This window comes from Poriferisphaera sp. WC338 (assembly GCF_050931845.1).
Classification (GTDB): Bacteria; Planctomycetota; Phycisphaerae; order Phycisphaerales; family Phycisphaeraceae; genus Poriferisphaera.
The window spans coordinates 2,549,714-2,572,380 of sequence record NZ_CP194516.1 but is presented as its reverse complement, the minus strand read 5'-3'; the positions used below and the strand labels follow the sequence as shown (position 1 = coordinate 2,572,380).

Sequence of the window (22,667 nt, the reverse complement as noted above, 5' to 3'; positions counted from 1 at the left end):
TGGGGTTTAGGCGGCGCGTCGGCCGACGACTCCTTTGCTGATCTTGTGAATCTTGTTTTGGATGCGCATCATCCAATGGCTGTATTTATAGTGCGCATGTGCTGTGATTTGATTTTTGTGATGATTGAGTTGGGCGGTAGTGGTGGGGGGATGAAAGGATTGATTGTCGGTGCAAAAGACTGCTTTGCCGGTGGTTTGTGCAATGGTGATCGCTTGTTGTGGGGCGCTTTCAACAAAAAGGTTATAGCGTGATTTTTTGTAAAAGGCGGCTTTGTGCGCTGCATGAGTGCGGAGGCGACGCCGGGTTTCCGCGTCAGGCAGATCGAGCATGATGAGTTGATCATATTGGATGTTATGCTGCGTGAGCCAGGCTTCGGTATGGGCGCGATATTTTTCGAGGCGGCTGGTGACAAGTGCGCCAACTTTGGTAGTGGGGATGTTGAGCGGCTGCGCGGTGCGGATGAAGTCGATGTAATTGGAGCCGTCATCATTCTGTTCAACGGTGGGATCGACACAAAGTACGCCGTCGATATCTAAGCATGCATTAGACAATTGCCCGCTGTGTGCCCAGTTCCATTGGAACATGCGCGGTTGCGGGCAGATTTCAAGATGATGATCGACTTTGTGTTTGGATTTGTTTTCAGCATAGATGACGAGTGTTTGCCAAGATCCAGTGAACGTGCTGGATGCGATCTTGTTTTTGGCGCGGTCGAGTGCGTGACCGGTACTGATACTGTCGTCGACAAGGAGAACGTGTGGGTTTGAGGGCAGGGTGGATTGATCGCCGAGACGTTGTCCGACGGAAAGGGTGCGGCCTTCAAGTAAGCCATCAAGATCAGCAAGTGGTTTGTTGAGATAGAGTGCAATGAGGTTGGCGGGGATAAGTCCGCTGCGCGGGATGCCTGCAACGAGATCAATATCGCGCGGCATTTTGTGTAGATGCTGCGTGATGGATTGATTCAGATCATTGAAGGTTCGGAAATTCATGCTGCTTTTTTGATTCCTGTCATGCCGAGGTTGATCCAGCCGTGGTCGTAGCCGCGGACTTCGTCGGATTTCAGCAGGCGGACGGCGTTTAGGCCGGTGCTTTCCAGATGTTTTTGAAGAAGACGGGGTGAGAACATGGCGCGGTGCCAGTTAGGGCTGTCGGGTGCGCCGGTGCCGTCGCCATAAGTGAAGACGCGGCCAGCGGCCCAGATGCATGGGTCTTTTTCAGGATTGAATTTGTACCAGCCATCATCCTGGATGTAGTTGTTTTCGTTGAGTTCAGCATCGACGAACGCTTTGGTGATTTTGAGTCCATTGGGAACCCAGATTTCAAGTTTGCCTTCGGGCTTGAGGATGCGTGTCCATTCGGCGAGAGCTTCAGTGGTTTGATACCAAGGGATGTGTTCGAGGATGTGGGAGGCATAGACGACATCGAAGGTGCCGCTTTCAAAGGGAAGCTTGCCTGCCGCATCAACGATATAGTCGACGTTGGAACCGTTGACGATGTTGAGCGTTTCGAAACCGGGGATGCGTGTCTCGTCGGGGCCGATCTCAAGCATACGAAATTGGCGATTGCGGTTACGCCAGAGATTGAGTTTTGTTTTGATTTTATGAAGCATCTAGGCCGCTACCTTATGTGTGTTACTGGATGTTGTCGTGGTGGCGTGGGTATTGACAATATGTCCGTATTCACGGTGCCAGTTGAAAAGTGTTTGTCCATCCTGTGTGATGGGTAGGACAGTGAATGCAGGACCGTCTTGAATGATGTCGAGTTCGGATCGTGATTCAAACATGCTACCGTAGCCGACGGCGAGGCTGACGATGTAGCTACCGGGTGCGAGGTTGGATTGATCGACGGTGAGTGTGGCAGTTCGTGCTTGTTTGTTCACCGTGAGATTAGTGGGTGTGATGGAAGAAAGGATGGGCCCGCCGGTCATGTCTTTGATGCAGACACCGAAGCGGAGGTTATTAGCGGTGATGCTTGCATCAAGGGTGATATCGAAGGTGAGCGGCTCACCGAGGTAGAAGCCGGTGTCGTGTGTGGTTTGCGGTTGGATGTGGTTGATGCGGACTTGCTTGCCGTGCGATTCTGTGATGCGTGGGAGGTTGGAGGTGTGTGTTTTGTCGTCGCTGGTTTGCGCGGAAAGGTATTGGTCGATGACAGTGGTGGTGTCGCCGATCATTTTAACTTGGCCGTTATCGAGCCAGATGCAGCGGTTGCAGAGTGATTGAACCGCAGACATGTTGTGTGAGACGAAGAGGACGGTGCGTGCCTGTTTGGTAGCGGCTTCCTTCATCTTTCCGAGGCATTTTTTCTGGAAGTTCATATCTCCAACAGCGAGGACTTCGTCGATCACGAGGATTTCTGGATCAAGGTGTGCGGCTACGGCGAAAGCGAGCCGGACACGCATGCCGGAGGAATATCGTTTGACGGGTGTGTCGAGCGCATCGCGGATGTCGGCGAAAGCGACGATCTCATCAAACTTGTCACGGACTTCGGCGCGGGTCATGCCGAGGAGTGTGCCGTTGAGGAAGATGTTCTCTCGGCCGGTGAGTTCGGGATGAAAGCCGGTGCCGACTTCGAGTAGGGAGGCTACGCGGCCGTGGATGGTGGCACGTCCTTCGGTGGGGTCGGTGATGCGCGAGAGGATTTTGAGGATGGTGGATTTACCGGCACCGTTGTGTCCGATGATGCCGACGACTTCGCCGCGGTCAACAGTGAAGTTGATGTCTTTAAGTGCCCAGAAAGGTTTTGATGTGGGGGTGTGATGGATGCTGTCAGATTTTTTCCAAAAGGCGAGCTTGCTGGCGAGCATATCTACAAAGTTGTGCTGCAGGGAGGGTGATTGCCCTCTGTTGTAGCGCTTTGCGAGGTTTTCGACTTGTATGACGGGCTGGGTCATGATGAATCTATGCAGGGAGAATAAACCTGTAAACACAGAGTTAAACGATATCTGCAAACTTCCTTTCGACACGTGAGAACACAGACAGGCCGACGGTAAGGCAAATACATGCGATGATGATGGCGTAGAGCAGCGGGGTTGTGCTTAGGCTTTGGCCAGCCATGATGTTTTTGAAGTTGGTGATGATGCCATACATGGGGTTGATGGAGATGAGCGGTTGCCAACGGTCAGAGATCGGCAGATCGTAGAGGACGGGTGTGAGGAAGAAGGTGAGTTGCAGCATGAAGGGAACGATGAGGCGGAAGTCGCGGTAGACGACGGTGAGTGCGGCAAGCATGATGCCGACGCCGACGGCGGCGATGAGTGTGATGAGAATGAGTAACGGGATGAATAGTGCGGCGAGAGGGAGGGTGACTCCGGTGATGGCCATAACGGCAATGAGGACAATGGCTGCGATCATGAAGTCGAGTAGCGGCGCACCCGCAGCAGAGAGCGGGATGATCAAACGGGGGAAATAGATCTTGCGGAGCATTTCTGCATTGGCGACGAGTGCGTTACTAGTGGTGGTGATGATTGTCGAGAAGAGTGTCCAGATGATCATGGCGGGAAAGACCGCGAGGAAATAATTGGAGAGAGAGCCGGAGGCGAGCCCGAGAATTTTTCCAAAGACGACCGTGGCAACGCCAGTAGTCGCGAGTGGTTGGAGCAATGCCCAGAACGCGCCGAGGAAGGTTTGCTTGTAACGGATTTGGATATCGCGTGCTGCAAGCGTGCGGAGCAAGTCGCGGAATTGCCAAATACTGGTGATATCAGAGATCGCCAGTGATTTGCGCGGCTTGATGATCACCGTTGAAGCGGTTGCCTGGATGTTGGGTTGGACCCCTTGCACACGTCACCTCCGATAAACCGATGCTTTCTGCCCTCTGCGATGCTTTGTTTGGCTTATGTATTCAAACCAAGCGGCGCAGACGCTGTAACCGTCACAGCCGTCATAAGGGTTATCGTCGATCGAGGTGGGTGACTTAATCCGGAAAACAAAGGGTTGCGATGTGCGGTGCTATAGGACGTTGATAGTTGTAAGACATGGAAAAATGAAATGGGAATTCAGCTTTCCATGAAAATAGATAGGGCAACAATGTGTCGGGTGCATATCAGGATCAAATGATGCGGGCGCTAACAGGGCGGGGTGCTTCTTCCTGCTCGTCCTTCTTGAAACGCTTGATCGATTTATCCTTGATAGATTGTTTCGGCTGTTTTTTTTCGGGTTTGGGCGGTGCGGGAACAAACATCGCAGCGATGATAATCATTTGGATGCCCATGACAGGAAGGCGGAAGCGTTCAAGCCCGGTGGCTTGAGTGGCAAGCATGAAGTAGCAAAGCGTGCCGCCGAGGAGGAGCAGGGGTGCCCACTGTCTTCGGATTAGCATCATGAGTAAGCCAATGACAGTTGCCATTAATAAGATTGCGTTAAAGATAAACCATGAGAGGGCGATGATGGCAGCTGCGGGATCAGGGAGTGCTGACAGAGAGAAGTCTTTTTGTTTGAAGCGGGAGAGCAGGTTGGAAGGTGTGTATTCGAGGCCGAGCTGGGTATAGAGGCCGGGCATGGAATGGTCGGTGAAGAATTTGAAGAAGCTGCGGCTAAGGACTGAGGCGTAAACCGCAGGCTTTTCTTTGATGTGATCCATACTCATTGTTTGCATGGTGGTGAAGACATCTTGGTTGGGGTTTTGAGTTTGAGCTTCTTTGAGTGCGGTGTGTTGAGGTGTGATATTTTTAGCCCAATCGGAGCCGTAATCACCGCCAGCTTCGTTGATGGTCATGTAGTTGCTGGTATAAAAATAGCTGTTGATATAGGGGACCGAGCTGATGCGGTATCCAAAGCCGATGCTGTGATTGCGGTACATCCATAAAGAAATAGGTGCGGCGGTTGTGAGAATGAGGACTGCGGCGCAAGCAAGGGATTTGAAGTTGCGGCGGGTCACGATGAGCCAAAGCGCAAAGGCAGGAGCGAGTGCGATGCTGATCGGACGGACCAAAACGGAGAGCCCGAGAGCAAAGCCAGCGAAGATCATGCCCGCAATGGATTTGTTCGCTGGTCGGGTAACGAGGAAGATGCTGGTGAGTAGGAGTGTTGTGAAAAGTGTTTCGCTGAGTAATGAGGATGGCGCAATGATGTCTGCTGGATGGATGGCGATAAGGACTGCAGCGAGTGACGCAACGGGAATGGATTTGAAGAATGAGTATGCGGTAAGGTAGATGAGTGCGACGCTGATAACAGCAAGGAGGCATTGAATCAGCAGGACCACGGAGAAGGGGAGGTGGAGATAACGGAAGGCGGCGAGGAAGATAGGATAGCCGGGTGTGCGGAAAATTTCGGGATAAAGTGTGTGTTTATTTGGGGACTCAAATTGTCCTATATCCTTGCGAAGTTTGGCGAGAGGGACATGGACCAGCCCAGAGTTTTCCTCGGCCAGTGCGAATGTTCCAGTGGTGGCAAGGTTTTCAGACAGTTCGATGTATCTATACGAGTCGGGGTAGAGGGCGCGTTCAGTGTGTGTGGCTGGACCGAGCGCGAAGAAGAGCAAGCGGGCAGTAATGGCGATGAAAATAGTGATGGAGAGGCTGAATGCGAGGCTGGTATTTTGTTTTGTAGCAGTAGCTTGCGGTGACGCTGTTGAATTCATACTAGATTGCTGCCCATTAATGGGCGGATTGGATGAGGAGGATGTTTTACTAAGTGTTTGGCTGGTCAGGGTGGACATCGTACGGGTCACTCCTAGGTGTTATATCCATTATTTTGTGTATTCGTTCACTGCTTGAACCTAAATCAAGCTGGATATGCCTCGTCTGAGAGATGATCGTCGATGGCGGAGAATCACTTGATCGTAGGTCCGGGTTGATCGTTTAGATCCGATAACCTGTGGCACTACGATTGTTAGAGCCGTTATAAAAGGAGTGCAAATTGTAGTGAATAACAATAGAATGTGGGTTACTCTAGCATCACCGCTGTCGCACGTATCATGTCTTTTGCGTGGTTGGCATTGGGTGAAGATGAGCTAACTAAAATCGCCAGCTGTACAGAATGGTAGAGCAGTTCATTCTCGTTTTTTGTTTCTGGGGAAGAAAGTTATGACACAGTATCAGGCAGATGTAGCGAAACAAGGGAAGCCTTGTTCGAGTGGGGCGGTTGATGGCTTGCGCAATGTACTTATTGCGGAAGACGAACATTTGCTTGCGCGTAATCTGAGCGAGGAACTCGAAGGTTTGGGTTACAACGTGCTGGGGTTGGCATCTAACGGAAAAAAAGCAATTGAAATGGCTGAGGAGCAGCGGCCAGATATGGTACTACTTGATCTGCGTATGCCGGAGATGTCTGGGTTGGAAGCGGCAAGTATTTTGTATCAAAAAATGGGCATTCCGGTTTTGATCATCAGCGCGTATAGCGACAAGTCGTATGTGGATGAAGCAAATCACATCGGTGTGTTCGGCTATCTACTGAAGCCAGTTGGTACGGATGCGCTGCGAGTTGCGATGTCTGTGGCATGGCGCCGGTTTAATGATCAGCAAAAACTTGCGGATGAAGTGGTATTGCTGGAGAAGAAGCTAACGGAGCGGAAGGTCATTGAACGGGCGAAGGGGCTAATCATGATGAATCTGAACTTGAGTGAATCAGAAGCGATGCGCCGTTTACAGAAGCAATCACGCGATACACGCAAGCCGATGGTAGAACTTGCCCAAGCGGTGATTGATGCGCAGGAACTCATGGAAGGCGTGAGTAAGCCGGCTGATTCTTAAGCATTTCTATAGGGGGGCGACCAGAACAATTTATGGTGTGATGCCTCGTGCGAGGCGATCCGCTTCGAGTGCTGTGTTTAATGCCGCAAGCGCATCATCCATGGAAACGCGGAGCTTATGTTTTCGGTTTTGCACGGCAGACGTTACGTCGGTAATGAGGCTTTTGATTGCGTTGGCATAGAGTGTTTGTTTGTCATGTCCTACATCGTAGCGCATGACAATGAGTTGGTCGAAGCTGGCAGATCGACCATGGAAATCGAATGCGCCATCGGCGCGGTCATAGGTTTGCAGAATAGTGTACTCAGCATTTGGGAAAAGCTGTTTGAGTTGTGCGAGTTGATCGTGGGTGAGCATGGCGCGTAGTTCGATGCTGTTGGCAATCCAGCCACGCATGATAATCTGACCGTGCTCAAAGATGATGCGGAAATCTTGTTCATCGAGTGGGGCAGGCTGGTTGAAGCCGTGGTAGTAATTGATGGTGGTGTGGTAACCGTAGCGTAGGTCGCAGGTGGATTGATCGATGTGATTGGACTCGTCGTGGTGGCCGGGGAATTGCCTACGGAAGCGCGTGGCCGCAAGAACTTGTGCTTCGCCAAACCATGATCGCATAAGATCAAAAGCATTGACGCCGTGTTCGACGAAGATACCGCCGGAGATATTGTGATTCCAGAACCAATGATCTATGGGATAGCCCGCATCACAGGCACGGTTGACATAGAAACCGCGGATGGGCATGCCGAGGATAGATTGGCCGATGAGTTGCTGGATGGGTGCTGTGAGTGGGCCAAAACGCAGCGCGTGGTTCACACCAAGGATCAGGTCGCGCTGATAGGCGGTGTGAATCATATTGTGTGCATCAGCTTGAGATATCGCGATGGGTTTTTCACAGAGAACATGCTTGCCGTGATTGAGAGCTGCAGTTGCGAGCTCGGCATGCGTTGCGGGTGTACTGGCAATATAGATCAGCTGAATTGCAGGGTTTTCAAGCAGAGCTTGGAGGTTGTGGGCCGTTTGCAGATTATGTTTGCTGGCAAACTGTTTCGCTTTATCAGGACTGCGATTCCAAATCGCAATGGGGTTGATTGTTTCGACATCTTGGTATTGTTGAGTTGCAAAGTCAGCAAACTTACTGGCGCCGACAATGCCAAGGCCGAGTGTGGTCGGGCCAGTAGCAGTGATACGAGAGACTTGTTGTTCATAGTAGAGATGCAATTCGAGTACGGAAAGCAGATAAGCGAGTGAAGATTCGGCGCCTTGGTTTTTATTCGGGCCTTGTGTTTCAAGACCGTCCTGACATCCACCTGTTTCGGCATGGTAGAGTGGGATGCCCAGATCGTTTTGGCCGGTGAACCAGTGGAAGCAAGTCCATGCGTGCCCAGCCCATGATTGATCTTTGGTGATAATTGCAGCTGTTAAGCATGCGTCAACCATCGCATAGGCTTCAAGTGGTTGTTGGGCAAAGGATGCTTTGGTTTTGCCTTTTTGTAGCCAACCTTCGTTACCGATGATAGAGAGATGCCCATCTGGTGCGGTTTGTACCTTTAGCAACCAGTGGAGGGAAGCGAGCCCTGCGTCGATCATATCTTGCCGCTTCATAGCCTGCCCACAGATAAGCAGTGCATGGGAGAGCTTTGCGTTGTCATAAGTGACAGTATCTTCCCACCACGGCCAATCATCTGTCGCATGTTGCTTGTAGGCTTGATAAAGATCTTCTGCGAATTGATCACGCAATTCTTGTATTTCTTTGTGGTGTGGGTTGTAGTCGAGATAAGCCTGCAATCCGTGAAGCGAGAAACCGCGTGAACGGATGAAGGTGAAATTGCGCACCGCATGGATGCTTTTGAAGAAAATCTGTTCTGCGAGTTCTCGGATAATTTGATTCGGGGCTTGTGAGATGGTTAGTCCGAGCGCCCAGATTGTGCGGCCTTGCGAATCGGTTGATCCTACATCCTCCAGCCAATGCCGATCGTAACCCATGAAATTTCGGAACGCGCGTGTGTCCTCGTTATAGGCGTAAGCCAGGAAAGTCAGATAACGTTGCAATGGGACGATACGTTCGTCGTAGCCACGGAGCTTGGCATGCAGTACAGCAGCAATCAGCGCCCGGGCATTATCGTCAATGCAGTAGCCGTGGTTGGGGTCGGGGGCAGAATATAGCGCGTGTTGAAAGATGCCGGTGTCATCGGATAGGGCAAGCAGTTGACGCAGATCAATCTCAGGTAGATGTGCTAACCCGCCATGGTCCGGCGGGACCGCTTCTGCATGCGTGAGACGCTGGTCTGCAGTAGATGATGTCGAACCAAGCGGCTGTGTGTGTTGTTTGTTCATGTGTGGCTCCGGATTGCCTTGTAGTTACTGGATCGTCCGACGGAACCTCTTTCCTGCATTCTAGACGCATCGATCATGGTCTAGATAGCAAAATCCTGTGGCGGGGTGAGGGAAGCTTTATGAGAAGCGCTCTGGTATCTGATCGGTAAGTCGCGGCCATTCAAGGTAATAGGGACGGATGAGGTGGGCGTGGCGCAAGGTGCCGTTTTAGATGGTTTGGATGGAAATTTGGTAGTCCACACTTGCTGAAACCATCAGATTTGAGGAACATATGGTCACTGATTCGTCAGGCGGATTTGGGTTGTGTGCTCGTTTCATGCAGGTGGCAAGACGTGGGGCAAACGCTGCGGGTTAGCGGTGAAGAGGGCCGCGCCAATTCGTAGATCGACAGGATGTCACGCTCGACAGGTGCAGGACGCACAGAATGGCCATCCCATGAAGACACCCTCGATGGACAAGAGTAAGGCGGTAAGTTCTAAGCGGACCGTCAGGAGAGATGATCTTGCAGGCTCGATTTACGGGCTCGGTTCTCTGATGCGCCCGAACATGAAGCAGATTGCGGTGGTGCTGCTCTTACTGATGGTGTTGACGGGCGTGAATATGACGCCGCCGCTTTTGCTCTGGGTGCTGATTGAAAAAGTCTTCGACGAAAAAATCATCTGGTTTTTGTATCTGGTGATCGCCGGCTACCTCGGTTGTTTTGCGACGCGCAATCTGTTGTATTTTTACAGCAAGTTCACCGCGGTGAATATCGGGGAGCATGTCGCGTTCCGTTTACGCAAGCAATTATTTGAACAGCTCCAGCGCAAAAGCCTCGGCTTCTACCGCAAGAACTCGCCGGGGCAGGTTTCATCTCGTGTGATGCATGACAGTTTTGTGGTGCAGTCTTTTATTCAAGATGAATTGCCAACGTTGTTGCAATCGTTGCTGTTATTTATCGGCTTGATCGCGATCATGTTTGCGATGAACTGGTCATTGGCGCTGGTGGCAACAGCGGTACTACCCTTACATGTCATCGCAGCAATCTGGTTTAAACAACCCATCAAAGATGCTTCAAGCGAGGCGCAAGAACATCTTGCCGGCGCGCAGAGTAATCTGATCGAGAAACTGCTGGCTGCGGAAGTCGTCAAAGGCTATACCGCAGAACAGCGTGAAAACCAGGCCTTTACCGAGGCGATTGATTCCTCTCGGCAAAGCCAGATCCGCAGCAAAAAATTCCACGTCCGTCAAAAAGTTGTCGGTGATATGCTCGTCGGGCTCGGAACCATCTTGTTCATCGGCTACGGCGCTTTTCAAGTCATGCGTGACACGATGGATGCCGGCGCGTTCCTCTCGTTCTTTGTTTATACGGGGATGCTTTACCCGAATGTGATGGAACTCATGAGCGGTTTTGCCAAGCTGACAAAAGTATCAGCCAGTGTGGATCGTGTGTTTGAGATCTTGAATACGGATGAGACTGAGATCCGGGCGGACTCACCGGTGATCAAACCAATTCGCGGAGACGTTACGTACAAGAACGTTGCGATTTCATACGACGAGCGCGAGCCCCTCATTAAGGGCATCAACATCGATATCCCCTCGGGACAAATCTGTGCATTCACAGGTTCATCTGGCACAGGGAAAAGTTCGCTTGCCAAGCTGCTCCTTCGGTTCAATACAGCATCTGAAGGGATGCTCATGGTTGATGGGGTTGATGTGCAAGATTACGACCTTCAGCATTTGCGAGAAAGCATCAGCATGGCTTTTCAGGATTGCCTGCTGTTTGAAAGCACGATTATTGAGAACTTGCGTTATGCCAAGCCCGGTGCGTGTATGGCAAAGATTGTGGACATCGCTAAACGGACTGGCGCACATGATGTGATTCGCACATTGCCGGATGGGTATGACACAGACCTTGGGGGTGGTGAAGGTGTGAGCCTTTCGCGCGGACAGATGCAGCGTATAGCATTGGCTCGTGCGATTTTACGTGATCCACGTATATTGATTCTTGACGAAGCAACCTCATCGATTGATCCCGATAGCGAGTTGCAAATCATTCCGGAAGTTTTAGAAGCGATGAAGGGTAGGACGGTCATCATGATTACATCGAATCGTGAGTTGTTGAAACATGCAGATATGGTGGTTGAGCTGACGGATGATGCGGTGAATGTCTTTGATAAGGCACAACATGCTGAACGCATGGCACAAGGCATTGCTGGTCGTATTGGGAAGAACATCAAGACCATCAGCGGTTGGCTTATGCCACTTCTAATCGCAAGCATGCTTTGTTTGAGTACTTCTGCCTATGCTCAGGATAAAAAGGTTGCTCCAGTCAAACCTGCTGCCGCAGTAAAAGAAGAAGCAAAACCTAAAGAGGAAAAGAAAGTTGCAGAGCCAGCGGCTAAACCCGCGCCAGCCAAGAAAGAAGCAGCAAAGCCCAAAGCCGTAGCGAAGCCTGCGCCTGCGAAAAAAGAGACGGTAAAGCCAGCATCTAAACCGCAGCCAAAGAAAGCTGCTCCTGCACCTGCGGCAAAACCAAAGCCCGTCGCAAAACCAGCGGTCAAGCCTAAACTTGCAACACCAATCGATTCTTCGCAGCTTAAACTCAATCAGGGAGTTGGCGATTTTATCCCACTAGCAGGACTCAATCAGCTTGAGCTTGATGAAATCCTTGATATTGCGCTTGGTAATGCAAAATCGGAGCAGGGTTATGTTGTGGCAAGCAATTGGCTTGCCAATACACTGCCGTCACCCCCGCAAGGGCTGAATGATGATATTGTGCTCTCACGTGAAGAGCCCGGCGGGGTCTATCTGTTGCATGTCGGCTACAAGACCTATCGCAGTCAGCCACCTCACCTTTACCTCTACGCTCAGACGATGGGTGGAACCAAGACGACTGCTAAGGCTGAGCTTGATCTGTTTAATAAGCAGCTTCAAGATGCCCGCAAGCAACTCGACGCACAATCAAAAGCTCTCACGGTGCAAGATCTTTCCAGCGAACTGATCACACTTAGCTATATTGAAGCCGATCGTTGTTTGGCCGTGTTGAAGAGTCTGGGTTATCAGTGTATTGAATTTAAAAAAGGCGGGGCGATGGTTGGCAAAACCAACTCGATTACACCATCAGGTTCAATTGATCCTAAAAAGCTTCCTGCAGTTGTTCTCATGCCCGGCCCCGACAGTATCGATCTAGTCGGCAACAAAATGAAGTACGATCTTTCACGTGCCGCAGATTTGCCCAATCACACCAATGCTGCTCGTGCCATGGAACTTATGGTGCTTTATCATCCTTCCAAGCCCGGGCAGTTCTCCGAGGTGCTCGATCGTATTCGCAATACAATCGATCTTCCCGCTCGTCAGATTTATATCGAGGCTATGATCCTTGAGATTTCTGAGATCGGCCTCGAAAAGCTCGGTGTTAAATGGGAACTCAGTAATCCTATCGACGGTGGTGAGCTTTCGCGTATTCAGGATGTTATTCTGGGGCGATTGCCAAAATTCAACGCCAATAATGATGAAGATGCGTTGCTTGATCTCACTGTGGAGCACTTTGATTCCGAATGGAAGATGCAGGTACAAGCGTTGGTCCGTGATGGCAACGCCGAGATTCTCTCCCGCCCGAGTGTGTTGACGCTGAACGCACGTCAGGCCTCCATCCGCGTTGGTGAAGAAATCCCCATCGCCACCAGTGCCGAAGGCCTCACCAGCGGCAATAAACTTTCTTTCAACTTTAAATATCAGCCGGTTGGCATCCTTCTAAACGTTCGGCCTCGCATCAGCGCTGACAATGAAGAAGTTTCTATGCAGATCGACGGCTTAGTCTCCGATCAGGTGCCCGGACGAGATCTGGTGATTCAAAATAGTTCTGGTGAAGAACTTGCCCGTGCCCCACGCATTTCAACCCGCCGTGTGCAAACTCATACACGGATCGCCAACAACACTCCCTTTATCATTGGCGGCCTCGTCAGCAAAGAACGTACGGAGCAAATTGATAAAGTGCCGCTTTTAGGCGACATCCCATTTGTCGGCGGACTTTTCCGGTCAACAAGCAAAGACAGTCAGCGTCGTGAAGTGATCATCGTTATCACGCCCTACGTTTTACCGGACAACCGAGTTGTAGGTCGCAATCTGCCGAAGGACGAAGATGCCTTCGACAGCTTTGATCATCAACTTTTCCGCGATGCATACCGTATCCGTGCCGAAGACGTCTTTGACCTTGGTTTCCTTCTCAAGAACGAAAAACTACTTGAATACAAGCGTTTGGCGAACCTTGCGGTGGATCGTGATTTCCGTCTTGCTGCGTCATATCCATTCGACCGTTTTGTTGGACCGCGTTTCCCCGGCGAACCGATCCTTGTTTACCGACAGATGTACGAAGTGGTCAAACGCTTGAAGCTTGATGCATCAATCAATCATGAGAAGATCATTTTCTTTGAAGCCGACGATGAAGCGATCGAAGGATTTGACGTTTCATTCCTATGGGATTATGCGTCGAAGTTTGGGGATGATGTTTATGCAGAGCATTCCGATAAGCCCAAAGGCAAAGATCTTGTTTATGATGCGCTTAAGGGTAGGGTGATTGCAATTACCTACACGCTTCAGCCTAATGGCGAGGTCAGCGATATTTTAGAACAACCTGTTCCCGATATCCGCATTCTTGATTGCCCAGATCGCAAAGCATGGAGTAAGCTGCTGTGGGAACTTAATCAACCTAACGAAGAAGGTAAACAGCAATACACTATTCTGATTCAAAACGAAAAGGATTTCACTCGGCTTAAGCGTGCAATTTTGCTCAAGCAAGTCGTGCGGCTGAACGGCGGCAACGATAAATTGACATTATCGAAATTTGCTATCGGTCGACAATTGCTTATGCCCGACGTGAAGCAAGATAAGGTTTATTTGATCGACGAAGAAACCGCTAAATATTTCTTCTTAACCGATCAATACTATCCAGCACTTAAGGGTGAGCTTGTACGTGATCTCCGCGCACTGCGTGCAGCTTTGCAGGTGCCGAATATTTCACGCTACATCGACGTAACACTACCTCCGACAACACAGAGTATTCCGCTTATTGATCTGCCACAGAATTTTGAGCAATAGGATTATTTTACAGATGGTTTAGTTTGAGCAAGTGGATTCAATGAATGAGTTGTCTGTTTCGATGGCTCTGTATGGAATGTGATGTTTTTCCAGTGTTTGAAATACACGATCAATATGATCATGGTCAGAAGTTTCAACCTGACAAACCACATGAACCGCAGAGACATCCGGTCCGGCAAACGTGCGGTCGTGCGTAATGTCTTTGATACTTGCGCCGGTTTGCGCGATGACTTTTGTAAATTCTGCAAGCCCGCCTGGTCGATCGCTGATCCTTGCTGTAAACCGCATCAGTCGTCCATCTGCGGCGAGTCCCACTTCGATCACGCGGCTTAAAATTGACGGATCGATATTCCCGCCACACAAACATAGTACGACATTTTTGCTATGTAGCTCTGGCAGTTTACCAGCAAGGCAAGCTGCAAGCCCCGCCGCCCCGGCTCCTTCAACGACGCTTTTTTCTCGTTCTACCAGTCGTAGGATAGCCAAAGATAGCTCTGCTTCATTGACCAGTACCACGCGATCGACATGCTCTCGAGCAATCTTAAAAGCATTGTGCCCAACGGTATGAACTGCTAAGCCGTCGGCCAATGTTGGTTTGGCGTGTATCGGGACCGGGTGCCCCGCTTCTAATGCATCCCAATAACAGCATGCGTTTTCAGCTTCAACGCCGATCACCTGTACATCCGGCCTTTGGGTTTTGATCGCGAGTGCTATACCCGCAATTAAACCCGCTCCTCCTATCGGCACGACTACCGCCTCTACCTCCGGAACTTGCTCAAGTATCTCAAGACCTGTCGTGCCTTGTCCTGCGATGATCGGTGGATCATCAAAGCCGTGGATGTAGGTTCGATTTTCATCCTTCCCGATCATATGTGCTTGTTCGACCGCTTCGCCAAATGTTTTACCGTGCAGAATTACATTGGCTTGAAAGTTTCGACAGGTTGATATTTTTATCAGCGGTGCAAATATCGGCATGACAACAGTCACGCTGATGCCAAGCCGCATACCGTGATACGCGAGTGCCAGTGCATGATTACCTGCCGATGCTGCAATGACACCACGTTTACGAGCGGAAGGGGCAAGCTGTTCGAGTGCATTACATGCGCCGCGTTCCTTAAAGCTGCCTGTGTGTTGTAGGAATTCCAGTTTGCACCACATTTTCATCTGAGTCAGCGTAGAAAGCTGCGGTGATTTTTGGCAAGGGGTCTGCATGACTGCTCCAGCAATCCGTGTGCGGGCATCGAGAATATCTTGATATGTAATCACTGGAGCCATCATTGTTCCTATCGGATGCTCGATCGAAACTATAGCACTAGGATTTCTGGCAAACAACCGGTGAAGAGAGGATTGTCCGAGAATGATGAAATGATTGATCAGATCAGGCGTGTGGCTGCTGGCCCAGCGTGTGTCATGAAGAATATTGCATCTTGCGATACACGTGGTTCGTGAGTGGTGTAGTCTTCTCGCCATTGCTGCATAAATGATTTGGCTCGATCTTCCGGGACCATCGCCCACACACTTCCACCGAATCCAGCTCCAAATGCAGATGCCGCGGTAGCACCGAGCTTTCGTGCTGAAGTAGCAAGGTATGTTGTTTGCGGGATTTGATTCTTCAGTAAATGTGTTGTCAGGAACTGCGATCGATCTACATATTTGCCGATTTGTGTCGCACCGTTTTTCTCAAGTAGCCGGCTAACCGTGGGGATGATGACTTCGCTTTCCTCACAGAACTGATCAAGCCGAGCGATAAGCGCGATTTTTTTTGTGTCATCTATTGATCGACTTGAAATCACTTCATGTAGTTGTTGTTGCGCGTTGGGTTTGCTTCGTACAATTGCAGCAAGTGTTTCTTCCTTTTGCCCGACATGTTCATGCCACAACGAAATAAGCTGTCGTGCGAGCAACGAAGCCTTATTGTATTTTTCTTTAGCATCGCGCGTTTTCTCCGCCATCACGCCGCAAGTTCCAATGATGATTGTTTGTTCATTGTCAAATGGAATGGTTGCTTCATGATGCACCGGGCAAAAGCCATATTGTACGATTGCTTTTGGCTGACTAAACAGGATTGCTGTGTGGTCCTGCGAGCCACCAAATGTACCAACACCCTTATCTCCCTCAAGAGATCGAAAACTTTGTCCGTTCTCATGGCAGCCCAGATAGCCCGCAAGATCATCTTGTGATCGAATGTTCTGCTGAAATACATCGGTTTGATCGTAATGATTGATATCATTCAGTATCATCCACATCCCTACAACGATCGCACTCGAACTGCTCATCCCCGCAGCTTGCGGTAGGTCCGATGCAAATGCAATATCGGCCCCGCGGTGAGGGCCAGAAAAATTTCGTGCCAGCCGTCGTGCGACAGTCATTGGATAGTTCGACCACGCTCCCTCTTTTGGTTGAAGATCAGAATGGATGGAAAACGAACACGTCTCACCGCTCTCGGTTAAGATCATGCGTATCATGTTGTCTTCACGTGGTTGTACAACAAAGCACAGTCCCCGTTCTACCGTACATAGTAAACTTCTTCCGCCGCAGTAATCCGTATGTTTGCCTAGAAATTCAAGCCGTCCAGGAATGAAATAACAAGCGGTCCGATCATTAATCGTGACGCCTTCACGTCGTAGTACATGTGTGCCTTGCTCGAACAAAACCCCTTTGTTTAAAGCCTCATGGGGTTGCATGCCAAATTCGATTAAGCAATCCCTTGTCTGTTTCCGATATGACCGGGCGACCGTATGCTTCAAATCACCACCTCCATATCAATCAATCGTTCGGTCACTGAGCCAATGTCATCTTGGCATGAAAGATCTAGTACAGGCTTATCGCACGGATAGACGTGATAGTCCGCATCGAGATTATCAATGTCATAGTTTACCGCATCCGTGATCTCTAGTTCACCGCGAGGGGAGAGATTAATCTTTCGGCAAGCTTCAAAAATACTGGGGCCAAACCGCCAACAGTTCATCGAGAGTAACGCATGCTCTCCAAATTTTGCCATAAGCGTTTCATTTGGTTTCTCATGGATCGTTTTCATGTTGCCTGTTTCATCAGATTCAACAATCGCGTACCCCATCAGCCGCGCGGCTTCGACATTACTTTCTTCGATCATGACCTTGCGATCAAATGCGGCTAGCCCCGCGCCGTCTTGTTCATGCAAAGCTTTGAATGCATCAAGTGGGTAGTAGTTATCAGAGTTGATCACAATAAATGAGTCATTACCTGCAAAAACTTCTGCTGCTGCGACTGCGTCTGCCGTGCCTTTGGGTTCCTTTTGGATGGCAAAGTGAACACGGATGCGTGTAAGTTCCACTTCATTTGCATAGTAATCACGGACTTGCGTATGCTCATCACCGATTATCAGGCACACATCGGTAAACCCTGCGTCAGCCAAGTTATGCATGACATAGTCTAGGAACGGTCGTTTGATCGGGATCATTGCTTTCACGCCTGTCGCTGCGGCTTGTGCTTGATCACCAGTCAGATTTGCATCTGAACGTTTCCGCATCCGCGTGCCGAGTCCTCTTGCAAGGATCACCGCTTTGGTTGTTTTGCTCCGCTTATTCGTACCCATCACGCCACTCCTGTATTACCAATTCAAATTGAATTCACGATCACTTATAGCATGTTAGTTTATAGTTGCGATTTACTGACGCGAGTGGGGAAGTTCCGGTCGCCCGTGTAAAGTGCGAACGCTTCCATCGCTTGGTATTCTGCTAGTCCGAGTTCGTCGTAAAGTACTGCAGTTTCTGCATTGCGCTCTTCCGCACGTTGCCAGAATTCACGAGGGTCACTTCCCGGGAAGACAGCTGAATCTTTTTGAGATTCATGTTTGAAAATCGCTTGACGCTTACGTTCGACATCACGGGGAGAGAGCGGAATACACATATCAATACTCTCCAGCTCCCACTCATGCCAAGCCCCGCGGTACATGTAAAACTGACATTGATTCTTATACCATGATTCTTCTTTGAGTTGATCGACTGCTTCAAAGATGGCATTCAAGCAAACGCGGTGTGTGCCGTGCGGGTCAGCTAAGTCTCCAGCGGCATAAATTTGATGCGGTTTCAACTCTGCAAGAAAATCCTTGATGATCTTCACGTCCTCTGGCCCAACTGGATTTTTATTCACTGTGCCTGTTTCGTAGAATGGCAAGTCAAGAAAATGCAATCGCTTCGAACTGATCCCGCAGTATCGTCCCGCAGCACGGGCTTCTGATCGGCGGATCAAACCCTTGATCTTGCGAACTTCTTCCGAATCTATGCCGCCGAGTGGCTTGTGCCTGAGGTGTTGCTCCACATGATCTTCAAGCTGTTTGGTCTTTTCCGTATCCAGCCCGAACATGACATTAAAATCACGTGCAAAATCTGCAAACCGCAAAGCGTCTTCATCAAAGACTGCAATATTCCCCGAAACTTGATACGCCACATGCACTTCGTGCCCTTGATCGCATAGCCGCAAGAGCGTGCCGCCCATCGAAATCACATCATCATCAGGGTGAGGTGAGAACACGACAATCCGCTTAGGAAAGATATCGTCGTTTGGCCACTCCCGGTCGCCCGGCTGTTTTTTGCTTTCAGGTTTGCCGCCCGGCCAACCTGTGATCGTGCCCTGTAGATGACGGAACACTTTTAAGTTGATGTTAAACGCCGGTCCATATTCTGCGATCAAACTTTGTAAATGATTCATGTTGTAATCATCATCTGTTAGTTTTAGCAGCGGCTTGCCCAGCTTTTGCGCCAACCAGATCGTCGCTTTGATGATCATGTTGTGATCCCACTGGAACGTCGGATCAACAAGCCACGGATGATCGAACCTTGTGAGGTTTCCCGCGGCCGCGCGATCGAGATAGATCACCGCATTGTCGTGTTCCTGCAGGAAGGACGCAGCAACTTGTGAAGTGACGTCGCCTTCAATCGCTTTCTGGATGATCGGGGCTTTCGCCACCCCGAACGCCATCAAGATCAATCGCTCGGCTTTCATGATCGTGCCGACACCCATGGTGATCGCGCGATGTGGAACATTATCGAGCTTGAAGAAATCGCCAGCAGCATCTTGGCGTGTAATCGCATCCAGCCAAATCATGCGGGTACGCGAATCAATACCTGACCCCGGTTCGTTGAACCCGATATGACCTGTACGTCCAATACCTAGGATCTGGATATCCAATCCGCCAGCTGCATCGATCTTCGCTTCGTACTCAGCGCAGTAAGCTGCAACTTCTTCAGGCTTCAATGTGCCATCTGGAACATGCACATTCTTTCGCTCAATATCAATATGATCGAACAACTGCTCATTCATGTACCGCACATAACTCTGCATATCGCTCGGTTGCATCGAGTAATACTCGTCAAGGTTGAACGTGATTACATTCTTGAATGAAAGGTTTTCTTCTTGGTGTAAACGGATCAATTCGCGGTAGACACCTTTTGGGGTGGAGCCGGTTGCGAGTCCTAAAACAGCATCCATACCGGCAGTTGCTTTGTCGCGGATAAGTTGAGCGATTTGAGCTGCTACCTCTTTGCTGACATCCAATGCGTCATCGCGCACCTTTGTTGGAATTTTTTCCATGGCGGTAGTTGGGTCGTGTGTGTTCATGATCAAATCCTTGATCGTAATTTTAGGTTTAAATATATATTTTGTAATAGCTTAGAGGTTTTTGCGTGAAAGGTGATTCTGAAAGATCGTTTTAGATCCGCACCGTTTCAACATCGCAGAAACCAATTATTATCCACTAAGATAATAAATGTCAATACGTATTAGGCACGACATTGTTAAAACTTTGTTGAATTTAGGACGATGATAGTAATTGCTATTTTTATCTTTTGGGATATAAAAGGGTATGCAGGTCACGGCTCGACAAAAACAGTTGTTATATAACCTCTGGAGAGAGGGTGGTTTAAGTCGTTGGGAATTGCATAAACGCACCGGATTTACGCCCAATGGTGTGGGGCAGGTTGCGGGGGAGCTTCTGGAATTGGGTATCATCCGCGAAGGCGTGCCGCAACCGTCTAAAGCAGGCCGACCACGTACACCGCTCGAGATCGACACACAGGAAAGGCATGTCGCAGGCATGGCCATTCGTCGTGGGCAGGTTAGTGCGTGTCGCCTCAATCTGCGCGGCCAGATGATCAGTGGCATGCACGTCCACAAAATTGACATGACCGACCATCCAGAGGCAGTCATCGAAACCGCAGCTAATTTGCTACCTCAAGTGATCGATCGCAAAACACTCGGTGTCGGTGTCAGCGTTACCGGTCTTATTGACCCTGAGGCACAATCCATCTTGTTTAGTTCTGCGGTGCAAGGGCGAAGTGCAACACAAGGTGGGATCAGTCTTCATCCGATCCAGCTTGCCGCAAATGATCTGCCCGTTTTGTTCGATAACGACATGCACGCGCTTGCTGCACGTTGGGCGCTGACGCATCAGGCGGAACTCAATCAAGATTTATTGTTGGTGAGTATCAGTGAAGGGGCCGTTGGGGCAGCCATGCTCGTTGACGGAAAACCGAATCGCGGTTGTGTTCTCAGCGCGAACGAGATCGGCCACACACGATTTTTTGTTGAAACGGAGCCTTGTTACTGCGGCCATCAAGGTTGTCTTGAACGTATCTGTAGCACTGGCTTTCTTCATATGCGTAATCCAAACGATCAGCGTACGCTTCTTGAGCAAGCCGCGGTTTATCGATCGGGAGAGAATGATGCGCTTGAAGAAGTTATCCAATATTTGGGTATGTCGCTGGCAAATATGGTGAATTTTGTTCGTCCGAATCGATTGGTATTGGTGAGCGAAGTGACGCGTTACCCTGCATTTACTGATGAACTTTTACGCCGTGTACGAGGTGCTGTACTGATGAATTTAGTTGATCGCGTACAGATAGATTTGTGGGATCAACCTGCCGCGCGCAATGCGGAAACAGCTGGTTGGCTAGGACTTACTGGCTTGTATTGCGAGGATTGGGGTGGTATGCACACCAATGTACCTATCTGATTAAACGCATCAGCATATGATTATCGCTCACGAATGTTGTTTGGTTCTGCGTGTTTGCTTGTTTTTATACATACGTTGATCTGCAAGTTTTAGTAGTTTTTCAAGATTGTAATGAGATTCTTTGAATGAGGCCAAACCGAAACTGCATTCAAGATCTAACGCATCCTTTTGCTGCAATTCATGAAGAATAACATCAATTTTTTCACGGATCATATCTTCAGTCAGATTGTTGGAATCATAAAATATAACGACAAATTCATCGCCGCCTAATCGAAAAGCCCGATCTTGGATACGGCCAATGGTTGATAGTTTGTCCGAGAAACGCTGTAGGATAATGTCACCTTGATCATGTCCTAATTGATCATTAAGTTGTTTGAAATGGTCAATGTCAATCATGACGAGATGGGCACGGATGCGCTGGTCATCCCTTGCTGCATCAAGACAATGATGTGCATAATGTTCAAAAGCAGATCGATTGCCAAGTCGTGTCAGATGATCTGTGAGTGCTAGGCGACGTACTTTAAAGATTTCACGTTGTGAAGAATCGAGTTCAAGGTAAAGCGATAGCTCATGTGTGATGGTTCTCAGGAGATGGTCACATAGATTGACATCTACGTCATCACTATCATGCATCGCTAGAACGTGTCCGATCGCCTTGTTCTGCCGGTTTTTATAGATCAAGCCAGCATAAGTTTGCACGCCCATGTCACGTAGCATTTTGTCGTTTGGAAATGCGTTTGCAACGTCATTAAAGAAAATAAATTGCTTCGCCTGATGGATGAGATTACACGGAGTGTCTTCCAATGAATACATTACCGGGCCGCTGGTTTTTCCTTTGTCAGAGATGACAGGAATATTGATGCGATGCGAATCCAATAATTGTGCAACAGCGGTCCATCGCCAGCCTAAGTGGTGATATAACGACAGAGTTGCAGCGAGAAACGGGTTTTGGCCACGGTGCAAACGATCTAAGAATTCCTCTCGCAGCTGGCTGGCGGAGTCGCCTGGTGATTGTTTTGTTTTACAGAGGAAAATACTGTTATGTTCGAGTGAGAAGGGTTGTATGATCCAGTGATTTTCTAGGCGAAGCTCATCAGATTGTGCTGTATGTATAGGAACAGTTTTAATATGATCGATGAGTTTTCGTTGCTCAGGTAGTGGGATCTTTGATGCTGCCGCATTCTGGTGAATCACTTGATGATCTTCATCAAAGATGAAGATACATTCGTCCAGTTTGTCGCATAAGCTGAATAACTGCGAGATTTCCATGATACTAGCCTGTTCTATTCTAGAGGGCGTCTTTCTATTTGGCGCTTTCTCTCATGTCGGCTTGTTACACGTTAGATATGATTGGTATTGTCCGACGATTGCATTGTAAATCGAATGTGTGTCTGCGCCGCTAGGGTATAACGGCAATATTGACATGGTAATCCTTAGAGAATTTCAAATGATAAAAACGAACATTTGCTGAACAATAGATTCAAAATTGAAAAGATGGGTTTTAAGCTTTGATGATGGATGGGTTTTAAGCTTTGATGATGGATGGGTTGGCAAGATTAATGACAGAAATGAATACACCG

14 protein-coding genes are annotated in these 22,667 nt (G+C 49.3%); 3 read left to right on the top strand and 11 right to left on the bottom strand.

From position 1 onward, the window contains the following. Positions 1–6: 6 nt before the first annotated feature. The 5 genes from ACQ6WK_RS10575 to ACQ6WK_RS10555 form a co-directional block, all read right to left on the bottom strand. Positions 7–987, bottom strand: coding sequence for a phosphoribosyltransferase family protein (locus ACQ6WK_RS10575; RefSeq protein ID WP_432797352.1), 981 nt, complete (start codon positions 985–987; stop codon positions 7–9). After that, positions 984–1,607 carry a class I SAM-dependent methyltransferase gene (locus tag ACQ6WK_RS10570; RefSeq protein ID WP_432797351.1) on the bottom strand — a complete coding sequence of 208 codons (624 nt, stop codon included), beginning with the start codon at positions 1,605–1,607 and terminating at the stop codon, positions 984–986. Before ACQ6WK_RS10570 ends, ACQ6WK_RS10575 begins: the two co-directional genes overlap by 4 nt. Beyond that, positions 1,608–2,891 carry an ABC transporter ATP-binding protein gene (locus ACQ6WK_RS10565; RefSeq protein WP_432797350.1) on the bottom strand — a complete coding sequence of 428 codons (1,284 nt, stop codon included), beginning with the start codon at positions 2,889–2,891 and terminating at the stop codon, positions 1,608–1,610. A 40-nt stretch (positions 2,892–2,931) separates the two neighbouring features. Continuing rightward, complete coding sequence (locus ACQ6WK_RS10560; RefSeq protein WP_432797349.1) at positions 2,932–3,780, bottom strand: ABC transporter permease; 849 nt, start codon at positions 3,778–3,780, stop codon at positions 2,932–2,934. 268 nt (positions 3,781–4,048) lie between these two features. Beyond that, a complete protein-coding gene (locus ACQ6WK_RS10555; RefSeq protein WP_432797348.1) occupies positions 4,049–5,656 on the bottom strand; it encodes a glycosyltransferase family 39 protein in 1,608 nt (535 codons plus the stop codon). Positions 5,657–6,023: 367 nt separating this feature from the next. Here ACQ6WK_RS10555 and ACQ6WK_RS10550 point away from each other — a divergent pair, with 367 nt between their 5' ends. Next, positions 6,024–6,689, top strand: coding sequence for an ANTAR domain-containing response regulator (locus ACQ6WK_RS10550; RefSeq protein ID WP_432797347.1), 666 nt, complete (start codon positions 6,024–6,026; stop codon positions 6,687–6,689). 30 nt (positions 6,690–6,719) lie between these two features. Here ACQ6WK_RS10550 and ACQ6WK_RS10545 read toward each other — a convergent pair whose 3' ends face one another. Further along, positions 6,720–9,017, bottom strand: a complete 2,298-nt coding sequence (locus ACQ6WK_RS10545; RefSeq protein ID WP_432797346.1) for a Gfo/Idh/MocA family protein — start codon at positions 9,015–9,017, stop codon at positions 6,720–6,722. A 435-nt stretch (positions 9,018–9,452) separates the two neighbouring features. Here ACQ6WK_RS10545 and ACQ6WK_RS10540 point away from each other — a divergent pair, with 435 nt between their 5' ends. Further along, positions 9,453–14,096, top strand: a complete 4,644-nt coding sequence (locus ACQ6WK_RS10540; protein WP_432797345.1) for an ABC transporter transmembrane domain-containing protein — start codon at positions 9,453–9,455, stop codon at positions 14,094–14,096. Between the two features lie 18 nt (positions 14,097–14,114). Here ACQ6WK_RS10540 and ilvA read toward each other — a convergent pair whose 3' ends face one another. The 4 genes from ilvA to nagB all read right to left on the bottom strand — a co-directional run bounded on the left by ilvA (position 14,115) and on the right by nagB (position 19,694). Further along, the gene (gene ilvA, locus ACQ6WK_RS10535) at positions 14,115–15,371 is read right to left on the bottom strand and encodes a threonine ammonia-lyase (RefSeq protein WP_432797344.1); all 1,257 of its coding nucleotides are present in this window, start codon (positions 15,369–15,371) and stop codon (positions 14,115–14,117) included. Positions 15,372–15,469: 98 nt separating this feature from the next. Continuing rightward, on the bottom strand, positions 15,470–16,780 hold the full coding sequence (locus tag ACQ6WK_RS10530) for a galactokinase family protein (RefSeq protein ID WP_432797343.1): 1,311 nt from the start codon (positions 16,778–16,780) through the stop codon (positions 15,470–15,472). Between the two features lie 59 nt (positions 16,781–16,839). After that, entirely contained in the window at positions 16,840–17,670 is an 831-nt protein-coding gene (locus ACQ6WK_RS10525) for a nucleotidyltransferase family protein (protein WP_432797342.1), read from the bottom strand. A gap of 59 nt (positions 17,671–17,729) precedes the next feature. Next, the gene (gene nagB, locus ACQ6WK_RS10520; protein WP_432797341.1) at positions 17,730–19,694 is read right to left on the bottom strand and encodes a glucosamine-6-phosphate deaminase; all 1,965 of its coding nucleotides are present in this window, start codon (positions 19,692–19,694) and stop codon (positions 17,730–17,732) included. 244 nt (positions 19,695–19,938) lie between these two features. On the opposite strand from nagB, the gene ACQ6WK_RS10515 reads away from it, so the two are divergent. After that, on the top strand, positions 19,939–21,087 hold the full coding sequence (locus tag ACQ6WK_RS10515; RefSeq protein WP_432797340.1) for an ROK family protein: 1,149 nt from the start codon (positions 19,939–19,941) through the stop codon (positions 21,085–21,087). A gap of 27 nt (positions 21,088–21,114) precedes the next feature. Here ACQ6WK_RS10515 and ACQ6WK_RS10510 read toward each other — a convergent pair whose 3' ends face one another. Continuing rightward, the gene (locus tag ACQ6WK_RS10510) at positions 21,115–22,356 is read right to left on the bottom strand and encodes a GGDEF domain-containing protein (protein ID WP_432797339.1); all 1,242 of its coding nucleotides are present in this window, start codon (positions 22,354–22,356) and stop codon (positions 21,115–21,117) included. Between the last annotated feature and the right edge of the window lie 311 nt (positions 22,357–22,667).